Raw genomic sequence first — 19821 nt, 5'->3', positions numbered from 1 at the left:
GTGACTTATCCCTGGGAGAACATTGTGTAATTGGTGTCGTGGGCGGTGGTGTAGCGTGCGTGGGCCGCCTTCGCGGCGTCGCTGACATCCTTCACACCCTCGACGAATTCGCGTGCGCCAGTGACCCATTGAGCGTGGGCATCGGCATAGGCCTGGGCGGCAACGCCTTCCCACCCACTGCCGGTCAGGGTGGCGACCCGGTCATCGATCTCATCGAGATGCTCGCCGATGAACCCCGCCAGACCCGACAGACGGACCACGATCTCATCGAGATGGTCCAGATCAACCGAAAACTGAGAGTTCACGGCAGATCCAAACTCGACGTGTTCAATGTGGCGGCGTTGCTCTCGTCCCCCGCCTGATAGGTGTCGGCGGTGACACCCAGCTTCTCCGCCATGCCGGTAAGAGCGGTCATGATCTGGACACCGCCGTCACGCACTTCGGTCCAGCCCTCGGAGAACTCGTTGGCCGCGTCCCCGGTCCAGCTGCCATCGGTCAGCGAAGCGACGTCCTTCGCGGCGGAATCCAACGCCGTGCGCAGTGCCTCGGCCAACTCGTAGACGTACTTGCCGACCTCGCGCACCTTCTCGGGCACCACCGAGAGGTTCCGGCCAGAGGCTGGTGTCCCCCCATCACTCATGGCGCCAATCCTACCGATTCCTATCAGAGTGGGCATGGACAGGTCGTAAGCGCTGGCGCGACCAAAGTTCTGAGATGCCGATTCCCCGACCGACGTCAATGATCTTGTCCCGCAACGGGTCGGACTGTCACGGCAGCCCAGCGTGCCTGGTCGATCTCACTGATGAACCAGTCGAGCACCAAGCGTGACGGCAAGTGGCCTCCAGGCATCCAAACTCCTTCCGGAGGCCAGTATCTCGCCTCACCATCGGGTGTCCGGAAGACCATGGGAACTTCACGCTTTCCGACCAACCGGAAGCTCACGCCAAACCGCGTGCAGCACAGCCGAAGTCGGTAACATCGCTTGCTGGCTCGGGTTGCTTTCGATGAAGTCCCAGAGTTGCCGTTGATGAAGGGGGTTATGGGTGGTCAGCCATTCCGCGCTGCAGGGTTACCTGCTCGAGGAGGCCCTAGCCTGGCTGCTGCGGTCCAGCGGGTATCGGTTGCTGGTTCACGCAGATCAGGATCCGGTCGAGCTCGTGGACCAGGGTGGCGATCTCCGCGTACGGGGGCGCGGCGCGCTCCATCAAGCCGACGTGCTCGGCGAGTTCACGTTCACGCCCGCGTTCTCGATGCCGGTTCGGTTGTTCGTGGAGGCCAAATACCGCAAGGAAAGCTGCGATTTGCCGATGGTGCGGAACGCGCACGGGGTGGTGCACGACGTCAACGAAAACTACATGACCGGATCGGGGACACGTCCGCGGCAGCGGTACAAGTATTCGTATGTGTTGTTCTCTGCGAGTGGTTTCACCGCAGATGCGCAGAAATATGCTCTGGCCCACCATATTTCGCTTGTCGACCTTTCCGGTCCCACTTTCGACTTGCTACGCGGCATCATCGGCACCACCGGCAACACCCTAGACGCGGCTCAAAAGCACCTCCCGGAAACCGGCAGTTCGAGGAAAAAGGTCTTTCCGGTGAACTGGATGCGAGCGATGCTGCGGCGGCATCTGGGAACTGCTCCGTCGAACCTGCTGCCACAGCCAGGTTCTCCTGGAGGGGAATTCGACCAGAAGGCCGGTAGAGCTCTGGCGGAGTTCGCCGAGACCCTGGTGCGGAGAAGCGGTTCGGAACTGCTGCTGGGGTTTCCGGCGGCGCCCTTCATCCTGCCGTTGGCCACCGAGAACTACGAGAAGTTCATTGAATTCGGGGCCGAGCAGCCGGACCACAAAGTGCGGATCCGGCGTGACGGTACGGGTGTCCGGGCGGAATGGAAGCTCTCGCCCGCCGAGGCGCCGGATGCTTATGAGCTGACGTTTAAACTTCCCGAGCAGATCGAGGACTGGATCGGCGAAGTCGCCGACGAGGAGATCTCCCGTGCGGTGAAGGTCAAAAAGCAGTTTCTGTCGGAGATCACGCTGTATCGGATGAACGGTGCGAGCCCCCGCGTCTACCAGTTGCGCTACGAGCCGGGTTCGCTGTCCCGGATGCGCGGGGATGCGTGAACACTCGGTGCTGATCCGCTGTTCGACAGCGGATCAACAGCCGTTCCCAACGGGTAGGTAGGGACTGGGTTTGCCGTGCCAACTCACCCGCAGAACGTCCCTGGCCCGAGTGGCGGCGACGAATAGCAGTGACCGAGCTTTTCGGTGTTCGCGGTCATAACGCGGTGGGTCGTCGGTCCGGTAGCGCTCGATGGTGCTGCGGGGGATGGTGCCGTCGCCGGCTCCGACGATGGCGAGGCGTTGGTATTCGAGACCTTTGAATCGGTGCATGGTGCCGATGTGGATTTCGCCGTCAGCGTCGAGGCCGTCTTTGGTGAGCTCGGCGCAGGTGATTCCGGTGGTGGACAGGTGATGGGCGATGCGGCCGACCAGGTCGCGGTCGGCGACGCAGACCGCGATTCGGCCGCTGGGGTCGACCGGTGCACCGGATGCATCGGTGGAGAGTTCTGCCCGCCACCGTAGCAACACCTCGGTCAGGGCGGATAGTTCGTCGTTCCAGGTGTCGTATCCGGTGAACTCGGGTGGGTTCCCGTGGAGAACGGACCGATATCCGGCGAGGGTATCGGTGCCGTCGTCGAGGTCGTCGTAGGTGATCGGCTCGCTCGCGGGGTCGATGATGTGGAGGGCCTGGGCGAGGATTTCCTTGGTGGTGCGGTAGCTGAGGGTCAGGCGAGACGCACGACCGCGGATATTGATGCCGAGGGCGCCGAGCGCGATCTGGTGGTCGTAGATGCGCTGGTGGGTGTCGCCCGCGATGAACATGTCATTGGGTCGTCCGGGGTCGGTCATGGCGCGCAGCATTTTCCAGTGTGCCGGTCGCAGGTCTTGGGCTTCGTCGACCACGATGTGCCGGTAGCGGTGGTTGCGATATCGCACGCCCGAGCTGCTGTCCAGGCTGTCCGGATCGTTGTCTCGGTTGCGGCGTTCGGCGATCTTTGTGGCGCGTTCGATCTCGAATCGAGCCGCGCGTTCGGCGGCCTGACCCCAGGTTTCGATGCCGAGTTTGTCCAGTCGCGCGGTGAACTGCTCGACCAGTTTCCAGATATGGGCGCGTTCGGGGCGGGTGAGTGCTTGTCCGCGGCCTGCCCGGCGGGCCTGGAAGTACTGGCTGCGGGTAGGGATGGACTGGCCGAGGATGATCTGTTCCCATTCGTCGAAGACGAATTCGGAGGTGAAGCGGTGGTCGTCGAGTTCGGTCTGTAGCTGGCGTAGTTCGGTGCGGGCGATGGTGTCGAAAACACGCTGTTTGCCGCGGCCGGATGCGGTGTTCTCGCCGATGACGCGGGCAGCAAGCTGATCGATGTGCACGATATCGACCCGGCTCAGCATGCGGGGGTCGATGAGGGAGGCCAGCCGGTTGCGCAGGTCGGTGGTCAGATTCTTGGTGAATGTGGTCAGCAGGATCGGTCGGTCATCGCCGGGCGGTAGCTGTTCGACGAGGTGTTTTACGCGGTGCAGGGCGACGATAGTTTTGCCGGTGCCTGGACCGCCGGAGACCCGGGCTGGGCCGTTGTAGTGACGGTGGACGATGCGTTCCTGGGTGGGGTGCAGGAAGACTTTCCAGGCGCGGAAGTCGCCTTCTTCGATGGCCGAGCGCACGTCGTCGTCTACCGTTCGGACCTTGGTGCGGGCCAGGGCTGCGGCCAGGTCGTCCGGATCCGGGATGGCTTCGATTTTGGCCGGTGTGGTGATTTCCCGGCGTACTTCGTCGATATCCATCCCGGCTGCCAGGCCGTACAGCACATCTTTCGACAGCAGTGGGGCGGTGGCGACAAGTTCGTCGAGTTCAGAGCTGGTGGTGACCGTCAGCGCCAGGTCGAGTACCTGCTCGGCGACACCCAGTTCACGGAGTTGCTCGGCGGTGTATCCGGCTAGTAACGGTGATCCCGTATCCGAGTTCTCGGTCTCCGGCTCAGGTCGGGCGGGCTCGGGGGCAGCCTGCTCGGGCTCGGGTTCGGCCGGGGTGAGGGTGATGCCGGCGCGGCGGAGGGCGCTGTCACCGACGACGGCGATATCGACGAACTCGATTTCCCCGGTGATGCGGTTGATCGCGACCTGGAGTTCTTCGTAGACGTCCTTGCGGTGCCGTACGGCGATGACGAGCCAGCTTTCGACTCCGTCCGGATCGCGGCCGGTTGGCACCATGAGCGCCCGATAGCTTTGGTCGATGCGAAAGGACCAGATTCGGGAGTCGCCTTTGAGTGGTTTCTTGCGCAATCCCGGCAGGTCGGGGTTTTCGCGGAAGTTGTGGCTGAAGTCGTAGAACTTGGCTTTGACCGAGCGGTCGAGCTTGTACAGCTCCTCTTCGGCCTTCCGGTACAGGCTGAGCCGGGCGGTCATCGGGCCATTCCTCCTTCCATATCCTGAAGCCTTGCCAGGAGGTCGTCCAGGTGATCGAGCCATTCGGCCGCGGTGCGTACGATCCAGCCGTCCGCGGTGTAGGCGGCGTCGCGGCGCCGGGCTTCCTCGTCGTCCGCATTGCGCGGTGGCGGCACCACCGCCACTTTGATATCCGATCCGGGCCAGGCGAAGTCGGCCGGCCATCGGCTGGTGGCGCCGAGTTCGTAGCCGAATACCGGTGCTCTTTTCCCGCGGTCGGCGAGCAGTTCTGCCAGTCGCAGCAGGTCTGGCGATTCCTCGGGTTCGTCGCGCAAGATGTCCAGGATGTCGGTGTCCCAAACCTTGTCCCGCAGCATCTGAGTGAGGACGGTCTCCGGGGTCTGTCGTTGCGGCCGTTCCGATATCGAAGTTGCCGCCGGTTGTGCGGGAACGCCGAGGAGGGAATCGAGTTCACCGACCCCGCCGCAGGCGGCGAGTACTTCGGCCTCGAAGTCACCGACCCGGCTGCTCGCCAGCTGCACGCCGTCACCGCCTGCCAGGGACAGGAATTGCGTGAGGTTGGTCCAGTACAGCCAGGACCGCCAGCGGTCCTTGTGCTCGGCGCTGTCCAGGACCGCGTCACGATCGTCCAGAACGGTGAGGGCGGTCCACTTCAGGTTTTCTGGATAGCCGGCGTCCAGTACGAGCACGGTCGGCAGCCCGGAGTCGTCCTGCGTGCGGAAGATATGGGCCGGGCCGACGGCAGCCGTGTCCACCGCTCGCTGCCGATCACGCTGTTCGATGCCGGCCAGGGCGGCCAGCTCATCCTGCACAGCCGCGACCAGTTCCCGGCGACTACCGGTCGCCACGACCGGAGTGGTGCCGGGCTGGCGGGTGAGCCCAGTGACCAGGGCGCGGGCTCGCCGGCCCCATTCTTCGGCGTCCGGGCACCGTAGGTAGTCGATGAGGGTGTCGATTGGATTGGCGAAAACCGTGGTGGCGAATCGGGCCCGTTGCCCGCCGTATTGTTCGTACGCGCGTTTGGCTTGTTCCTGCGCGGACGCCTGGTACGGCGGCCACACCGGCCGGGTTCGGGTGGTGGCCTGTTCGAACAGGTCGATATCGGCCCAGGTGATCTGGAACACGATGGCGCCCTCGGCGCGGAGGCGGGTTCGTTTGGCGGCGTCGTCGGCAATCCGGTTGTGGTCGCGGGTGGCGTGGAACCGGAAACCTTCCAGGTAGACCTTGACCGTCTGGGCGGGGCCGTCGACCCGGGTGAAGGTGAAGTCGGTGATCGTGTCCTGCAGTCGCTGTTGCGCGGTCAGCCGCCAGTGGGTGACATCGCCGGTGGCGGCCGTGTCGACGAACCGCAGGTGCCCGCTCGCGTGACTGTCCTCGTCCAGGGAGACATCGTCGGTCACCTTCACCCAGTCGCGCATGGCCGACAGGAACCGTGCTTCCAGATCGGATTCCACCTGTGCGTCCAGCCCGACCAGCCCGGTGTGCTCGACTCCGGTGGTTTCCCAGCCGTCCGTGCCGTCCTCGGTGAACAGCAGGGATTCGAGCATAGTCAGTGCGGCCTGACGAGACACGATGTCCTGGAAGCGTTCCGGGGTGTAGCGGTACAGGCAGCGGTGGCAGGCTCGGCGCTGTTCCTCAGCACACGAACAGGTCTCGAGCAGCGTGTGTGCGGCTTTGAGGGTTTTCCGGAATTCGTTCGGATCGGTGAGTCGGTCGAGGTAACCGGTACCGCCGGGCAGGGAATCGAACAGCACGAGAAACCAGCGGCGTTCCCCACTGTTTCGGTCCGGCATGGACGTCACAGTGGTGTCCAGATGTTGCGGATCTCCGCCGTAGTACAGGTCCACTCCGAGTCGTAGGGCGGCCTGGAACGAATACACGCGCGCGTCAACATTCGCGGCGGCGGCAGGAAGCAAGATCCGCAGCGCCTCGGTCTTCAGTTGGTGCGCCAGCAGTACCGGTTCCTCACCGGCCTCGGGTTTCTTGCCGCGGCGCAGTGGACACCACGGTCGGTGGTGTTTGAGACGGCCACTGCGGGCGGCGGCTGAATCGAGTTCGTCGATATGCGGGTCGAAGACCGGCTGGCCGTCGGCGCTGGCGGCACCACAGGCAGTGCAGACGTAGAACGGGTTGAGCCGTACTCGCATTCCGGCGAAATCGTCACGGCCGGGGGCGTCGAATCGGGCCGGTCCGACGTTGATCCGCCGGATCACGGCACGACGGCAGTAGTCGACACCGAACGTCTGACGTGCATGCCGCCACGAACCGGGTTCCAGCTCATCCTGCGGAATATCGACCGCGTCGATCACCTGGTAGGCACGGCGATCACGGTCGTCCTTGTCGTCTCGGATCCGGGCATCCTCACGTTTGTCCCGGGCGGTGACCGTGGCGGGTTCGACGACTTTGAACAGGCAGGAGCCGTCGTCGGCGATCTGGTCGGTGGCGCAGCGCGGGCACGGCGACCGGTCCGCGTGCGCGTTCTCGGAGCGGATATACCCGCAACCCGGGCACACCCGCCAGGTGCGCCATTCCTGCCGTCCTCCGATGGCGACCTGGATTCCGCTAATGCGATGTTGGAATCCATTGACGTAGAAGGTGTTTCCGGGCGCCAGTTCCTCGAGTGCGAGCCGCCGCGGCCGTTCGTATTCGAAGGTGTCGGAGGTAAATTTCTTGGGGTTGGCCGGATCGGTGCCGTATACGGTGGCCGCCAGGGTGGTGGTCGAGTCGACCAGAGCGTAGTTGGGCAGCAGCCCCAGATCGCACAACGCGTTCTGAGCGGGGGTGTCACCGCGCAGCATCAGCGCCCGCCCGACACCACGGCGTTCGGCATCGAGTTCGTCCTTCTGCTCGGCCTGGTCGGGATCGGAGTCGTGCAGTTCCGCACGGGCTTCATCGATTTCGCGCAGCCGGTCGCGCAGCGATTGCTGTTGCAGGAACCATTCCCGTTCGGCCGCTTCGATCGCCGACCGCAACCCATGCGTGGCGTAGTCGCGGAGTTCGGCAGTGGTCTGCTCCCACTTCGCCCGCTCATCCTCCGGTACCGGGAAGAGGGCGAGGAATCCGGCGACGAGCTCATCACCCCGCGTCAGCGCCAACTCCACCAGATCGGCGAGATAACCGGACGGTCCGAACAACCGGGGCGCCTTGTGTGGAATGGCGCGCAGGACGATGCCGTCGGAGCGCACGAGTTTCCCGGCGGCGGCCAGGTCCAGCAGGTGTGCCAGGTATTGGCGGCGCAGGATTTCGATCGCCGACAGGTAGCAGCCGGGCGGCACGATGGTGCCAGCGATGAGATCGGTGGGGCGCTCCAGGAAGTACAGATCGCGACGGCGGCGGTCGGCGATGGTGAGTAGGAAGGCGTTCCCGCTCCGGCGCCCGGCCCGGCCGACCTGCTGGGCGTAGGACGCGGGCCGCCGCGGTAGCGCGGCCAGCACCACCGCGGACAGTTCCCCGATGTCGATACCCATCTCCAGGGTCGGCGTGCAGGAGAGAACGTTGGGGCTGTTGAACCCTTTCCGATGTTTGAACGCCGCTTCGACTTCTTCCCGCTGTGGCCGGGTGAGCATGCCGGTGTGTTCGGCGGTGACCACCTGGTAGGTGCCGGCCTCGCGGTACAGGCGTCGGTAATAGTCGCGGGTGAAGTCCCGGTCGCGGTGGTGCACACCGAGTTCTTCCCGCCGGTCACCGGCCACCAGGCGACCGGTCCGGCACCGATACGAGGGACAGGGCTGGCCGTGCCACTGATCCAGCAGTGCCGGGTGCACGGTCTGCTCCCAGAAACACACCCGGCAGCGCACGAACGCCGACGACACCTGTGCGTCGTCCACCAGTTGGGCGGCGATATGCCCGGGTTTGAGGCCATACACGCGCAGGGAACTGTCGTTCGGGCTGCGCGCCGCCAGCAGCCCGAGCCGGTTCAGCTCGGGTAGTAGCTGGGTCCAGAACTCCGGGGATCGTTCCCGGGGCAGTTCCAGGCAGCGGCCGGCCCACCGCTCGTACCAGGACAGCCGACCGGTTGCGGAGTCGAACTCGCTATTGCTCTTCGGCGTCCCCAACAGGAAAGTCGGCGCCGCAATCCGCCGGGGAAAGGCCCGCATCCCGGGCGCTCGGCCACCCCAGATCGGATAGCGGTTGGTCCCGGCCTCATCGACATACCGGTCCAGCCATTGATGCGCGACCGCACCACGGGTCCGCACCCGCTCCAGCAGCACTCGGACGAAGGCCAGATACCGGGCGTCGTCCTGGGCGATCAACGGAACTTTGTCGCCGGTGCTCTCCTCGTGGATCCGCCGGACCGCCGCCGCGACAGCGTCCGGGTCGTTGATGTGCACATGCGCGGCCGCGGTGCGCGTCAGCTCCAGGGTGCGGCCGTTGCGGGAACGGAACCCGAACTCCATGAAGGTTTCGAAGGCCAGTCGCTGCCCGATCAGCCGCCGCACCTGCCGACTTCTCTTGCCCGGGAGTAGCTGGCCGGACAATAGTCGCTGCACACCCGGGTACCGATGCAGATCCGGCGGCGCCACTGCGGCGAGGATCTCCGGGTCGGTCGTCGCCTCGACCATATCGGCGATCAGATCGTTCAGCGCGGTGGGCTGCTCATGGTTCAGATGTTCGGCCAGCAGCGCACGTAAGGAAAAGGTGTAGGACCGGCTGGCGACGAACCCGGCCCGGTGCGCGGCGTCCTGCACCGAATCGTTGAACATCAGCGTCCGGTCTTCACCCAGCTTCTTGTCCAGTTCACCTCCGGTGAACAACTGGGTGATCGAGGCCGCAGCCAGAGCTGCCGCCCCGGTACCGAGGTAGCGGATGGCGTTGCGTTCCCCGCAGGCCGGGCACCAGTCCTCCCGCGCGGCCGTATTGGCCGGACCGGCGAAATACACGAGCACGAACGCCGAATCCTGTGCCGCCAACCGCGGCTCTTTGGTTTCCGCGTCGTAGTCGGATTTTGGATCGGGCAGCCGCAACCGGCTGCGCGGCCCGTCCAGCACCATCAGCATGCCGCCGGCGCCCTGCCCCGCCGCACCGGCCGCCGGCATCGCCGCCGCCCCCGATCCCTCCTGTGCTTCCTGGGTGGTCGCGGCGATCAGGTTCCGCACCCGAACCTTGTCCTGCCCGAGCGAAGCCCGCCGGATCTTGAACGTATCGAACTCGATCTCGTAGTCGTCGCTCTCCGGGGAGAACACCGCCCACCCCGACCGCCCACAATCCCGGCAATACACCGCAGGCAGAAACAGATTCGCGCTCTGCGCCGATGTCGCCGTGGTCACCGGAGCACCCCGCCCGTCGGTATCCGACTCCACCGCCCCGGACACATCCCACCGGAACTCCGCCCGCGGCCACGGCAGCACTCCACGCAGTAGACGGGACACCGACCGCGCCCACTGATGCACTTCGACCTGCACAAACGGCAATATGCGGTCCGGTGTCGAATTCGGGTCCCGCGCATACGACAGCAGCGCCACGTACCGGGCCAAGGCCTCGGCAGCCTTCTCCGGCTGCCGCGCCACCGCCTCGGCCCACCCCGCCGCACCGGCCCGCCACATCACATCCAGCACCTCGGCGCTGGTTTTCAATTTCCCGTCCAGCGCCTGCAGCACCGCCCGGGTGAACAGATGCCGCCGCAACCTATCGCCCAGCCAGGCGCGCAGTGCTATATCCGCGTCGGACGGCTCGTTCCGGTTGAACGGGTGCTTGTCCAGCCAATCTCGATCCGGTTCACGTTCCCCGGTCACCGCCTCGATATGGTCGAGGAGCGCTTCCGCCCCGGAAGCCGGGTCGGGGAGCGCGAGCAGTTCGTCGGGGGTGGGCAGGCGTTGCATCGCTACCCTGGTGAGCGGAATGAAATCCTCCACCGGCAGGCGGTTCTCGCCGATAATCGATTTCTTGGTGAACTCGGTCCCGAATACCGCGGTCGCCACTTGCAGCAGCCGCTGTGCACCGTCCTCGCCGGTCCCCGAGCCCAAGGTCGCCGAGGTCGCCACCGGACAGATGTCGCCCAGCGGCCGTCCCGGCTCCGATGCCCCGACAACGGCGGCCAAGCGGCGCAGCAGCATTGCCACATCGGTGCCCTGGGCGCCGTCGTAGGTGTGGAATTCGTCCACCACGATGTAGCGGATATCCGACTCCCGCCACAGCGGGGCATCCTCCTCCCGCTGTAACAGCAGGTCCAGCATCTTGTAGTTCGTGAACAAGATGTCCGGCGCGGACAACTGCATGTCCGAACGCCGGGTGTCCACCTTCTCGTATCGGGTCGCGGCCCGGTCACCGATATAGAGACCGGCCCGCAACCGGCCCAATTCGCTGTGCTTCCTGAGCAGTGCGTCGATACGCTGCGCCTGATCGGTGGCCAGAGCGTTCATCGGATACAGGAATACCGCTTTGATCCCGGTCCGGCCGGCTTCCCGCTCCCGGCGGCAGTGGTCGAGCACCGGGTACAGGAAAGCTTCCGTCTTACCGGAACCCGTGCCCGTGGTAACCAGCGTCGGTTCCGGGAGGTGACCGCGAGCGGAGGTCAACCGCGCAAACGCCGCCGCCTGATGCGCATACGGGGTGAATCCCGCGGGGCACCAATCCAAATGCTCGTCCCAGCTGTCCTCGGCGGTGGTGAACGGGGTGCGGATCCGCAGATACGGGCCGCGGAACATTCCGGAGGTTTCATCGCCGAGGAACCGATGCAGTGCCTCCCGGGCGCCCTCGTCACTCAGCGCGTAGGTTGTAGACAGGTACTGCAGCAGACTCTCCTTGAGCCCCCGCGCCTGCAGTGTCGGCCTCACGGCTTCGGCACCTCCTGTGTCGCCGGATCCCACTCGCCGCGAGCGACCGCCTCGTCGAGGCGGCGCTGGAACACCGCATGCGCTGCCCGCATCTCCGCTTCACGGTCTGCCTGATAGAGCGGAGCGGTGTAGCCGTCCGGGACCGGGAGGCCACTCGGGTCTCGATCTTGTTCTACCGCAACACGGTACGACTCGGACTGTTTCCAGGAATCCTTGGTCTGCCTCTGGCCGTAGGTGCGCGCATCACCGGCGAGCTTCCAGCCGTTGGCGTCGAACCAGGTCACGGCCTCGAATTTCTGCAGTACGAAGAAGCGTCCGCGGTAAGCTGCGATCAGCGCATCGGCATCCATGCCGATCCAGACCGCGACGAGCGCATCTATCTCAACGAGCGCGGCACGACGAGCGCGTTCTGAACGGAGGGGTGTCGCGGGGCGCCATTTTGGGGCTGCGGTTTCGAGAGGTTGCAGCCCCAGCCATTCACAAGCCCATTGTTCACTACTCCACCTTGTTTCATACAATTCCTCCCACAGGCGGGCATAGGCGGAGGTCAAGCAATTGAGTCGGAGTGTTCGCAGCAATAAGGCAGAAGCCAGCGGATGGTCCGTCGAGGGAGCCGGTGTTGCCTCAGCGTCACCGATGCGCAGATCTCCCCTTCCTGTTATTCGAAGAAAATAATCCAATGGCAGTGCAGCCCAGAATCCTGCAACAAGTGCTGTCAGGCGATTTTCACGCATCGCCAAGCTGTGTACGGCATCGACGTGTGCAAGCCCGGGAGGTACGAGCGCGGCGAAGAGAGATCGCTCGGTATTCGAGGCGACTCTCCGACGCCAAGCAAGGCGATAGAAGGCGGTATACCTCCGTTGTGCTCGTCTCGCGAGAGCATCGTCAATACTCTTCTGATCTACTTCTTCATCGGGAATTTCGAGTAAGTCGGCTATTTCGCTGCGGGCCCTGGCTGCAGCCTCCTTACTTTTCTGCAGACATCCAAGGGTGCGATAATCGACCCAACGATCCTGTTCATGCAGGTACTCCAAGGTTCGGTGGGGAAATCGTACATACTCGGTATCCGGTACCGCGTCCTCGGGTAGGGTGACAAGATCAGTCCCGTAGGAGTCGTTGGGGTTGGCATCGTAGTGCTTAAATATGGAAGTCGCGACTCCGAGCTGGATACCTTTGAGGATTACTCGACGCCAAACCTGAGGCTGCAAGTTTTCTGTATTGTACTGAATCAATTTGGCTTTCTTTGCGCCGCTCTCGTGGTAGCCAGGTGTAATCCTTGGGGAAAGTCTTGTCAGGCGAAGCGGATAGTCCGCGAGCGCTTGGATGGCCGCTGCTTCGTCGATGCTGACTGGGTATAGGAGCCGGGCCTGTATGACCGGTTGGGAGGAGTCGTCGAGCAGCCGCTGCCATACAGACAGTCGTTCTTTGTCCACCCGGACAACGCGTGCGCGATGAGGACGTTCGTCGTATGCCCCACCTTTGTATCTGATACCGGGACCTATCCCGGAACCGTCGTGTTCCGACGACAGGCGGAGGGCATCCGTTGAGACCAGCCAAGAAAGGTGATCGAATGCTATATCAGCTTGTATGGCGCCGTAGATATGTACCCCGAAGTGGGTCCATTCACCGACCGGCTTCTGAAAGAAACGGTGGTATGCATTGAAGAAATCTCCATGGATACGCAATCGACGATAAGATTCTTCTCTAAGTCTTGATTCTTTATCGCCAGAGAAGTGACTATCGGGATGTACCATTCCTGCTACGGCGTCACAAGCGGAATGCGCCCACACCTGCAGCATAAATGCCCTGTAAAGGTTCGGCTGGGTTCCGGTCAGTAGCGGGTACATCTGTGGCGATCCGAAAATTGCTACCTGCCCGCTGATATCGGTCAATTCTTTCAAGGTGTAACTACGAACACTCGAATTCTCCAGGAGAGCGGACCGACGACTCTCTTTCTCGGGTGTGGATGAATTTTCCTGCAGCTCGAACCATGGTTCATACTCTGCCAGCACTGCCGATTCGTCCCATCGTGGCCGCACCCACGGCGGATTACCCACCTGAATATCGAACCCGCCGTTCCGGGCGAAGATGAGCGCGAATTCCAGCTCCCAGTGCAGGAACCCCTTCTCCTTCGCAATATCCCGTACTTGCCGCAGCCACGGGAACCGGTCCTCGGGGTTGCCGGTGTCCATCTGCATATACCCGGTGAGGGTGGTCTCGAAGTCCTTCAGCTCATCCAGCGTCTGGAAGGTATCGAGCAGTGTTTCCTCGGGTACATCCGACCGGCCGAGCATGGCCTCGAGGAAGTCGATCCAGTCGTCGAGGTCTGTCAAGGGAACAATCGGGCGGCGCTGGGGCTGTGGCCGTTTCGCCGGAGTCTTCTGGGATTTCGCCGGGCTGATCTGCTTGCGGATGACGGATGGTTCGCCGTCGGTGTCGGGATCGAAGTCATCGAAGGATGTCTGTTCGCCGTCGACCGCGAACAAGGTGAGCATGTCGACGAATCGCGGTTTCGCTTCCGTCGCAGTCTTCGTCTCTGCGGTAACGGGTTCCGGTGCGGGTGGTTCTCCGGCTGCAGGAAGCCCGTCGAGCACCTCGCGCAGGTCTTCGACGTCTTGGATTGCGGTCGTCGCGGTGTATTCGCCGTCGGTTCCATCGAGCAGACCGGTTTTGTCGGCGGACCAGAACCAGAGGGCGCACCAGGCATCCATCACTGTCTTCAGTCGCCAATAGGGTGTATCGACGGCGTTGAACAGGTCTTCGAGGACCTTCTCTTTCGGCGCCGGGTGTTCCGGGTACTGGAGGAACGCGAATTCCGGGTCGGTCGGGTCGGCTTGCCAGACGTCGATACGGCGCGCGATCTCTCGTTCGGAGATCTCCATGCGTTTGACCACCGAGGACCAGAGGAATTCGGCGCGGCGGGCGAGGTCCCGGAGCCGGGTGAATTGTGAGCGGGCTTCAGCTTTGGGGTTACCGGTTTTCGTATCGATTTTCGGTGTGCCGTCCCTGTCGAGATGCGCGGTGCTGCGTTTCGGCCGCTGCAGGATTCCCCGTTTCCAGGCTGCCAATTGTGCGATCTCGGTGGCGGCGAGCTGTTTGGCTTCCGTGGAACCGGTGACCGCCGCCCAACCCGGGGCGGGCAGCAGGAACTGGTGGATGGCTTCATGCGGAAGTTCTTGATGCTGCCCGTCTTTCACGAACGGCAGGGTTTCCGGAGCGAGCGCCCCCTTGGCCTTCAGCCATTCCTTGGCCGGGCTCGACACATCGTCTCCGGCGAACACCGCACGCCGGGCGCCGATGAGCGAGTTGCCGCGACGCAGGTGGAGACCGAACCAAGGCGCCCGCATTCCGGGGTGCATGGTGTTGAGCCACAACGACACTTCGGCCAGTTCGACACCCGTGGCATTCAGGTCGACACCGTAGGCGTTGTGCAGGGCGATATACGCCTTCGCCTTCTGCTTCTCGGTGAGTGCGTCGGCGGTGGGGATGCTGGTGCCGAGCTCTTCCTGGCGGCGCCGCAGGTATTCGTCGGCCAGCTGGTTTATGGCTTCGTTGAGGAAGGCGCCGGACCCGAGTGCCGGTTCGCAGATCTTGAACTTCAGCAGTTCGGCGGCTCGGGTTTTGATGGTGGTGCCGTCGTCGTCCTTCTCCTGATCGAGGCGGTAGCGCAGGGCGAGTTCGACGGTGACCTTGGTCAGCGATTCGGGTGTGTAATAGGAGGCCGAGGTCTGCCGGTCGCGGCCGGCAAGCCGGTAGACGAATTCGCCCTTCCGGTATTTCTTCACACCCCGCAGCCCTTTCCGGGCGTCGTCGTCTTTGTAGTGGACGAGGGTGCTGTCGGGATACTCCTTCTGGTTGTGCGCCGGGATGAGCCACGATCCCTGTTCTGAGTCGCCGCTCTTGGCGACCTCGCACAATTCTTCAACGGCGACGATGCCGGTGTATGACATCAATCCTTCGTAGACGGCGCCGAGCTGGTTGATGCCGAGGTTGCGGTAGGAGATGAAGCCGCCGCGCTCACCGCGTTTGCCCTTTTTCATGGTGAGCAGCCGCAGTACTTCGTGCAGGGCTTCGTTGCGGAGCCGGAGGTCGAGGTGGCGGGGTTCGAGGTCGTCGTCGCAGCGCGGGTCGGGAACGGTGCGGCCGATGAGCCGGATGGCTCCGGGTTCGAACAGTTCGCTGCGCAGCGGTTCGAAGCGCAGGCCACGGTCTTCGCTGCGCCGGGCTTGTTTCTCCTTGCGGGTTTCGGGGTCGTCGCCCGGCTGGTCGTCATCGGGTTCGGTGCCGTATTCGCGGTGCCCTTTATTGACCTTGGTGAACAGGATGTCGAGGGATTTGTAGAGGTGGAAGCTGTTCTTGGCTTCCTCTTCGACGAGTTCTTCGCTGCGGGCGACGAGTTCACGCAGCCGGGACATCGAATACCCGGCCTCGTAGGAGCCGTCATCGGCGGGCAGGATACCGAGTTCGGGCCGGGCTTCGGCATACAGCAGGAACAGGATTCGGTACAGGTATCGGAGGGTTTCCCGCGTTAGTTCGCGGGCGAACGGGATAGCGGGGCTTTCGATGTCGGCGGGGGTGACGTTGTTGCCGGGTTCGGCCATCCGGCGCAGTACTTCGTTGGCGATGATCTCGACGGAACGCTGCAGGCCGTAGCGCAGATCGGTGGAGACACCGGCGGCGTTGGTGGCGGATGCTTCGAGCAGGGTGTCGAGGACCGAGCCGGTCTGGTTGTCGCCAGGGTGGAGTGTGTCCTGGCAGAGCAGGGCGGCGATGGTGGCCAGCTCGCCCTGCTGGGTCCGGTCGTTGCGTTCGAGTGCGGTATCGAGACTTACAGACAGATAGCGGCCTTCGTTCCAGGTGTGCCGGTCTGCCAGGACGAGTACACCGCCGCACAGCAGGAGGATGAAACGGGGTCGCGGTCCGCCCGCTCCGTCCAGTTCGCTCTGGAAAAGCCAGGATGCCAGTGCCGGGCCGGTCTCGTACGTCTCGCTCGCGCCGATATGGAAGGCAGTGAGCAGTCGGCCGGCGCCGTCGGTGTTGAGCGCGGCATCAGTGTCGGTTGACCAGCCGCAGTCCACGGCGATAATGCCGGCGTCGTGGTAGGCGACGGACACGCGATGGTCGCGCCCGGCTCGGTGAGCGGTCAGGTCCGCGGTGGTGTCTTTGTCCCCGTATCCGAGAGCGCGCAGGATCAGCTGATGCCATTCGGCGAGCTTCTTGACCCATTCGGGATTGCCGTAGGTGTTGATGCGCGATTCGCTGTCGCTGTCGGCGTGCGCGGCCGCTGCGAAGTAGCCACGACGTTCCTCGCCGAGGTACTGGGCGCGCAGGGCGCGGACCCGTTCGCGGGGGGTATTCCGCGGGTCGAGTTCGTCGCCTTCCTGTATCGCCCAGGAGTTGAACACCTGCTTTTTGAGGTCAGGGCCGAGTTGTTCGGCGAAGTAGTGGGCCGAGAAGTATTCGCCGCGGTTGGTAAAGGAATCGAAATCCGTGCTCATCGCGTGGTATCTCTTTCGGCGGCGGTCTGCGGTTCGAGGACGGCCAGCAGCCGCAGCATCGGCGCGCTGGCGGTTTCCAGGGCGGCGGCCAGGCGCAGCAGCCGGTCGGCGGTGCGGTCGAGTTCGGCTTCCCGGGGGCGTGCGCTGGCGAACAATGCCAGCTGACGCCATCCGGTGACGCGCTGCCGGTAGGGAGCGAGAGTCGCCTCGATCTGCTTGCGGTACTCGGCTTCCAGGCCGATCAGGTGGTGTTCGGCAGCATCGATCGCGGCCGGTACCAGCTCGCTGAGTGCCTGCTGATCATGGGGTGCCGCGCGGCCGGGCATCCCAGGGCCGACACCGGCACGTTCCAGGAATTCGGTGGTCAGTTTCTCTACCGCGGGATCGCCGGCCAGGCCGGATACCGCCATCCATTCGACGATGGTGGGTTTGCCCAGGGCGTTGGAGTAAACACCCTGGACCAGAAAGGTCGGGCTGTCGACGCTCGCGGCGAGTACGGGCGCCTTGTGCCTGCCGATCTCGACCAGCACTTTATCGGTGACCCAATCCAGCACTGGGTGAATATCGGTCGCATAGGAAACATTGGGCCACTGGCTTTTCCGGGTTTCCCGCGCGACCTGCAGCCGTTTGTCGGCGAGCTGCTTGGCGAAGGTGATCCGCATCCGCGCCGGCTCGTCCTTGCGCGGCATGATCCGCTGCTCGTCCAGATACGATTTCGGCAGTGCTTTCAGCCGATACAACAGGTCCCGAGGTGGTTCGAAGGCGATGGTGCCGTCCTCTTCGCGGCGCAGGGACAGCTGGTCCTCGGGATTCGGGCGACAGACCTGACGCAGCGCCTCGTCGAAATAGTCTGCGGTGGAGGGAAACAGGGCTGGCACATCCGCGCGCGCCACGTCCGAATGTTCAGCAACCGCGCCGACCTGGCCCAGCAGGTCGGCAAGGAAATCGGATCCGCTGCTGCGGGATTGTTCGAAAGACTGCTCGACGGTGCGGCCCGCGATCAGGTCCTTGGTGAGCCGTTCTTCCTCGTCCTTGGCGCGATACAGGCCGGTCACCGCCTCGGCGGAGCCTTCGAGTTTGTGGGCTTCGGCCTCACGGGCGAGGACTTTCTCGCCGACGAGCCGGTCGTCGAGGGTGCGGGGCTGCCCGGTTTCCGGGTCGGTTCGCCACGGTATGTCGCTGGTGAGGATCAGCGCGCGGAATTCGGGTGGTTCCTGTTGTCCGTATCGGTCGATCCGGCCGTTGCGCTGTTCGATGCGAATCAGCGACCAGGGCAGGTCGTAGTGGATCAGCAGGTGACACTGCTGGTGCAGGTTCACGCCCTCGGAGGCCACGTCCCCGGTGAACAGGATCCGTACCGGGTCGTCGCGTAGCCCGAACTGTTCGACCAGTTTGCGTTGTTCTTCATCGGTGTTGGCTTCGCCGTGCATGACCTGCACCGCGCCGCCGAAACGCAGCCATGGCTTCTTCTCGTCATGGATCGCACCACTGTGGAAACCGAGTGCGGCCGGGACGGTGTCGGCGAGCCAGGTCAAGGTGGGGACGCTTTCGGAGAACACCACCACACGGGCCTCCGAGCCGGGACCGATGCCCATCGTGCGCAATTCGCCGATGAGCGCCTGCAGTTTGGCCGAGTCCGGGTCTTCGATCCGCGCGGCCAACTGCTGCATCGCCAGTAGCGCTGTCCGCTCGGTCTGCCTTCGCATACCAGCGGCCGGGCCATCACTTGCGGACTTGCCGAGAGTGTCGAGCCTGGTCTTGATCGTCGCGAGCAATGCCTTGTGCGAGGACAAGAACGACTTGAACAATCGCCACGGAACAAGCTGATGCCGGCTGACCGAGGGCGTGTCCGGATCCGCGGGAATCCAACAGGTGGCCAGCTCGGCGAATACCGCCAGCTCTTTCTCGGTGGCCCCCGCCTCGATCGGTTTCGATGGGCCACGGTCGCGCCACTTCTCGTCCTTGATGGATTCGCGCACCTCGCGGGAAGTTTTCGTGCGCCGGATATACAGGTGCGTGAGATCGGCTACGTCGTAGTGGTTCGGGTCGGCGATTGCCGCTTCGTCCAGCATCCGGACCAGCTCCGCGAATGACGCCATGTCACCGTTGTGCGGGGTGGCCGACGCCAGGATCAGGGCATCGGTTCGGCGGGACAACAGGCGGGCCAGCGCATTGTTCTTTGTGCCCCGGTTCATCAGATTATGCGATTCGTCGATGACAACCGCATCCCACTCGGTGTGTTCGAGATGATGCACGTAGACATCGCTTTTGAGGGTGTCCACGGAGATGATCACGCGCTTGAAGTAGGCGAACGGGTTTCGGCCGGCTGGAATCTCCTGCTGCACTCGCTGAATACCGGTCGAATCCAGGCGTACCAACGGAATCCCGAACCGCGTCCACAGCTCCCGCTGGAACTGTTCGAGCACATGCTGCGGGGTGACCACCAGGATCCGCTCACCCCGGCCCCGCCGGATCAGCTCCCCGAGCAGCACACCGATCTCGAGCGTCTTACCCAGACCCACCACATCGGCAATCAGCAGGCGCGGCTGCGGATTCTTCATCGACAACGCCAGCTCGGCCGGACGCAGCTGATGAACCTGATCGTCCATCAGGAAGTTCCCGACCAGCGCGAGCCCGTGCTCGGTTTGCGGCAGATACGTTTTGCGTAGTACGGCCTCCAGGAACAACCGGCCCCGGCGGTGATTCGGGGAATCATCGGCTACCAGTTCGGTTTTCCGGGGGTCCAGCTTCCGCACTGTGTCGATGCCGTCGTAGAAGATCGCATCGGTGTCACGAACGAACGGGGACATACCGCTGACTTCCAGCATCCAGCCATCGTGGGCGGTGGCGGTGCACTTGCGGACCAGCCACAGCTCATCGCGAATCAAGACCTGAGCGCCCGGAGCATAACCACCCTGAAGGGCTTCCTGGCTCGGGACTCCGGCAGCGGCTCTACTCTCGACGACTGCACGCTGCCCATCCGCCGCTCCCGCTTCGACGCCCACCATCTGCTCCGACTCTCCGTCCGCCACACCAGATCCTGACCCAATCGGGCGCCTACCCGGGTTCGAGGGCAGCACGCCAACC

At 63.9% G+C, this 19821-nt stretch carries 7 protein-coding genes; 1 reads left to right on the top strand and 6 read right to left on the bottom strand.

The features are described from left to right. Positions 1–5: 5 nt before the first annotated feature. Both ACQP1G_RS38440 and ACQP1G_RS38435 read right to left on the bottom strand, forming a co-directional pair. Positions 6–305, bottom strand: coding sequence for a WXG100 family type VII secretion target (locus ACQP1G_RS38440; protein ID WP_433194586.1), 300 nt, complete (start codon positions 303–305; stop codon positions 6–8). Further along, the gene (locus tag ACQP1G_RS38435) at positions 302–640 is read right to left on the bottom strand and encodes an ESX-1 secretion-associated protein (RefSeq protein ID WP_433194585.1); all 339 of its coding nucleotides are present in this window, start codon (positions 638–640) and stop codon (positions 302–304) included. Before ACQP1G_RS38435 ends, ACQP1G_RS38440 begins: the two co-directional genes overlap by 4 nt. A 403-nt stretch (positions 641–1043) precedes the next feature. Between ACQP1G_RS38435 and ACQP1G_RS38430 the strand changes: the two genes are divergently transcribed. Next, positions 1044–2123 (top strand): restriction endonuclease, encoded by a 1080-nt coding sequence (locus ACQP1G_RS38430; protein ID WP_433194584.1) that lies wholly within the window; start codon positions 1044–1046, stop codon positions 2121–2123. Positions 2124–2156: 33 nt separating this feature from the next. On the opposite strand, the gene ACQP1G_RS38425 is transcribed toward ACQP1G_RS38430, so the two are convergent. From ACQP1G_RS38425 to ACQP1G_RS38410, 4 genes are read right to left on the bottom strand one after another with little or no spacing between them, the layout of a single operon-like run. After that, entirely contained in the window at positions 2157–4463 is a 2307-nt protein-coding gene (locus tag ACQP1G_RS38425; protein ID WP_433194583.1) for a UvrD-helicase domain-containing protein, read from the bottom strand. Continuing rightward, positions 4460–11236, bottom strand: a complete 6777-nt coding sequence (locus ACQP1G_RS38420) for a DEAD/DEAH box helicase (protein ID WP_433194582.1) — start codon at positions 11234–11236, stop codon at positions 4460–4462. The genes ACQP1G_RS38425 and ACQP1G_RS38420 overlap by 4 nt, the downstream gene beginning before the upstream one ends. Then, on the bottom strand, positions 11233–16734 hold the full coding sequence (locus ACQP1G_RS38415) for a hypothetical protein (protein WP_433194581.1): 5502 nt from the start codon (positions 16732–16734) through the stop codon (positions 11233–11235). The genes ACQP1G_RS38420 and ACQP1G_RS38415 overlap by 4 nt, the downstream gene beginning before the upstream one ends. Further along, positions 16731–19766: an SNF2-related protein gene (locus tag ACQP1G_RS38410; protein ID WP_433194580.1), complete on the bottom strand. Its 3036-nt coding sequence runs from the start codon at positions 19764–19766 to the stop codon at positions 16731–16733. Before ACQP1G_RS38410 ends, ACQP1G_RS38415 begins: the two co-directional genes overlap by 4 nt. Between the last annotated feature and the right edge of the window lie 55 nt (positions 19767–19821).

It is taken from the genome of Nocardia sp. CA-107356 (assembly GCF_050946365.1).
GTDB lineage: Bacteria > Actinomycetota > Actinomycetes > Mycobacteriales > Mycobacteriaceae > Nocardia.
The sequence above is the reverse complement of the archived record's forward strand: the minus strand, read 5'-3'. Positions and strand labels throughout refer to the sequence as shown.

Coding starts and splice junctions, on each gene's coding strand:
- ACQP1G_RS38435 (WP_433194585.1), bottom strand. CDS start 640: ATGAGTGATGGGGGGACACCAGCCTCTGGCCGGAACCTCTCGGTGGTG.
- ACQP1G_RS38425 (WP_433194583.1), bottom strand. CDS start 4,463: ATGACCGCCCGGCTCAGCCTGTACCGGAAGGCCGAAGAGGAGCTGTAC.
- ACQP1G_RS38415 (WP_433194581.1), bottom strand. CDS start 16,734: ATGAGCACGGATTTCGATTCCTTTACCAACCGCGGCGAATACTTCTCG.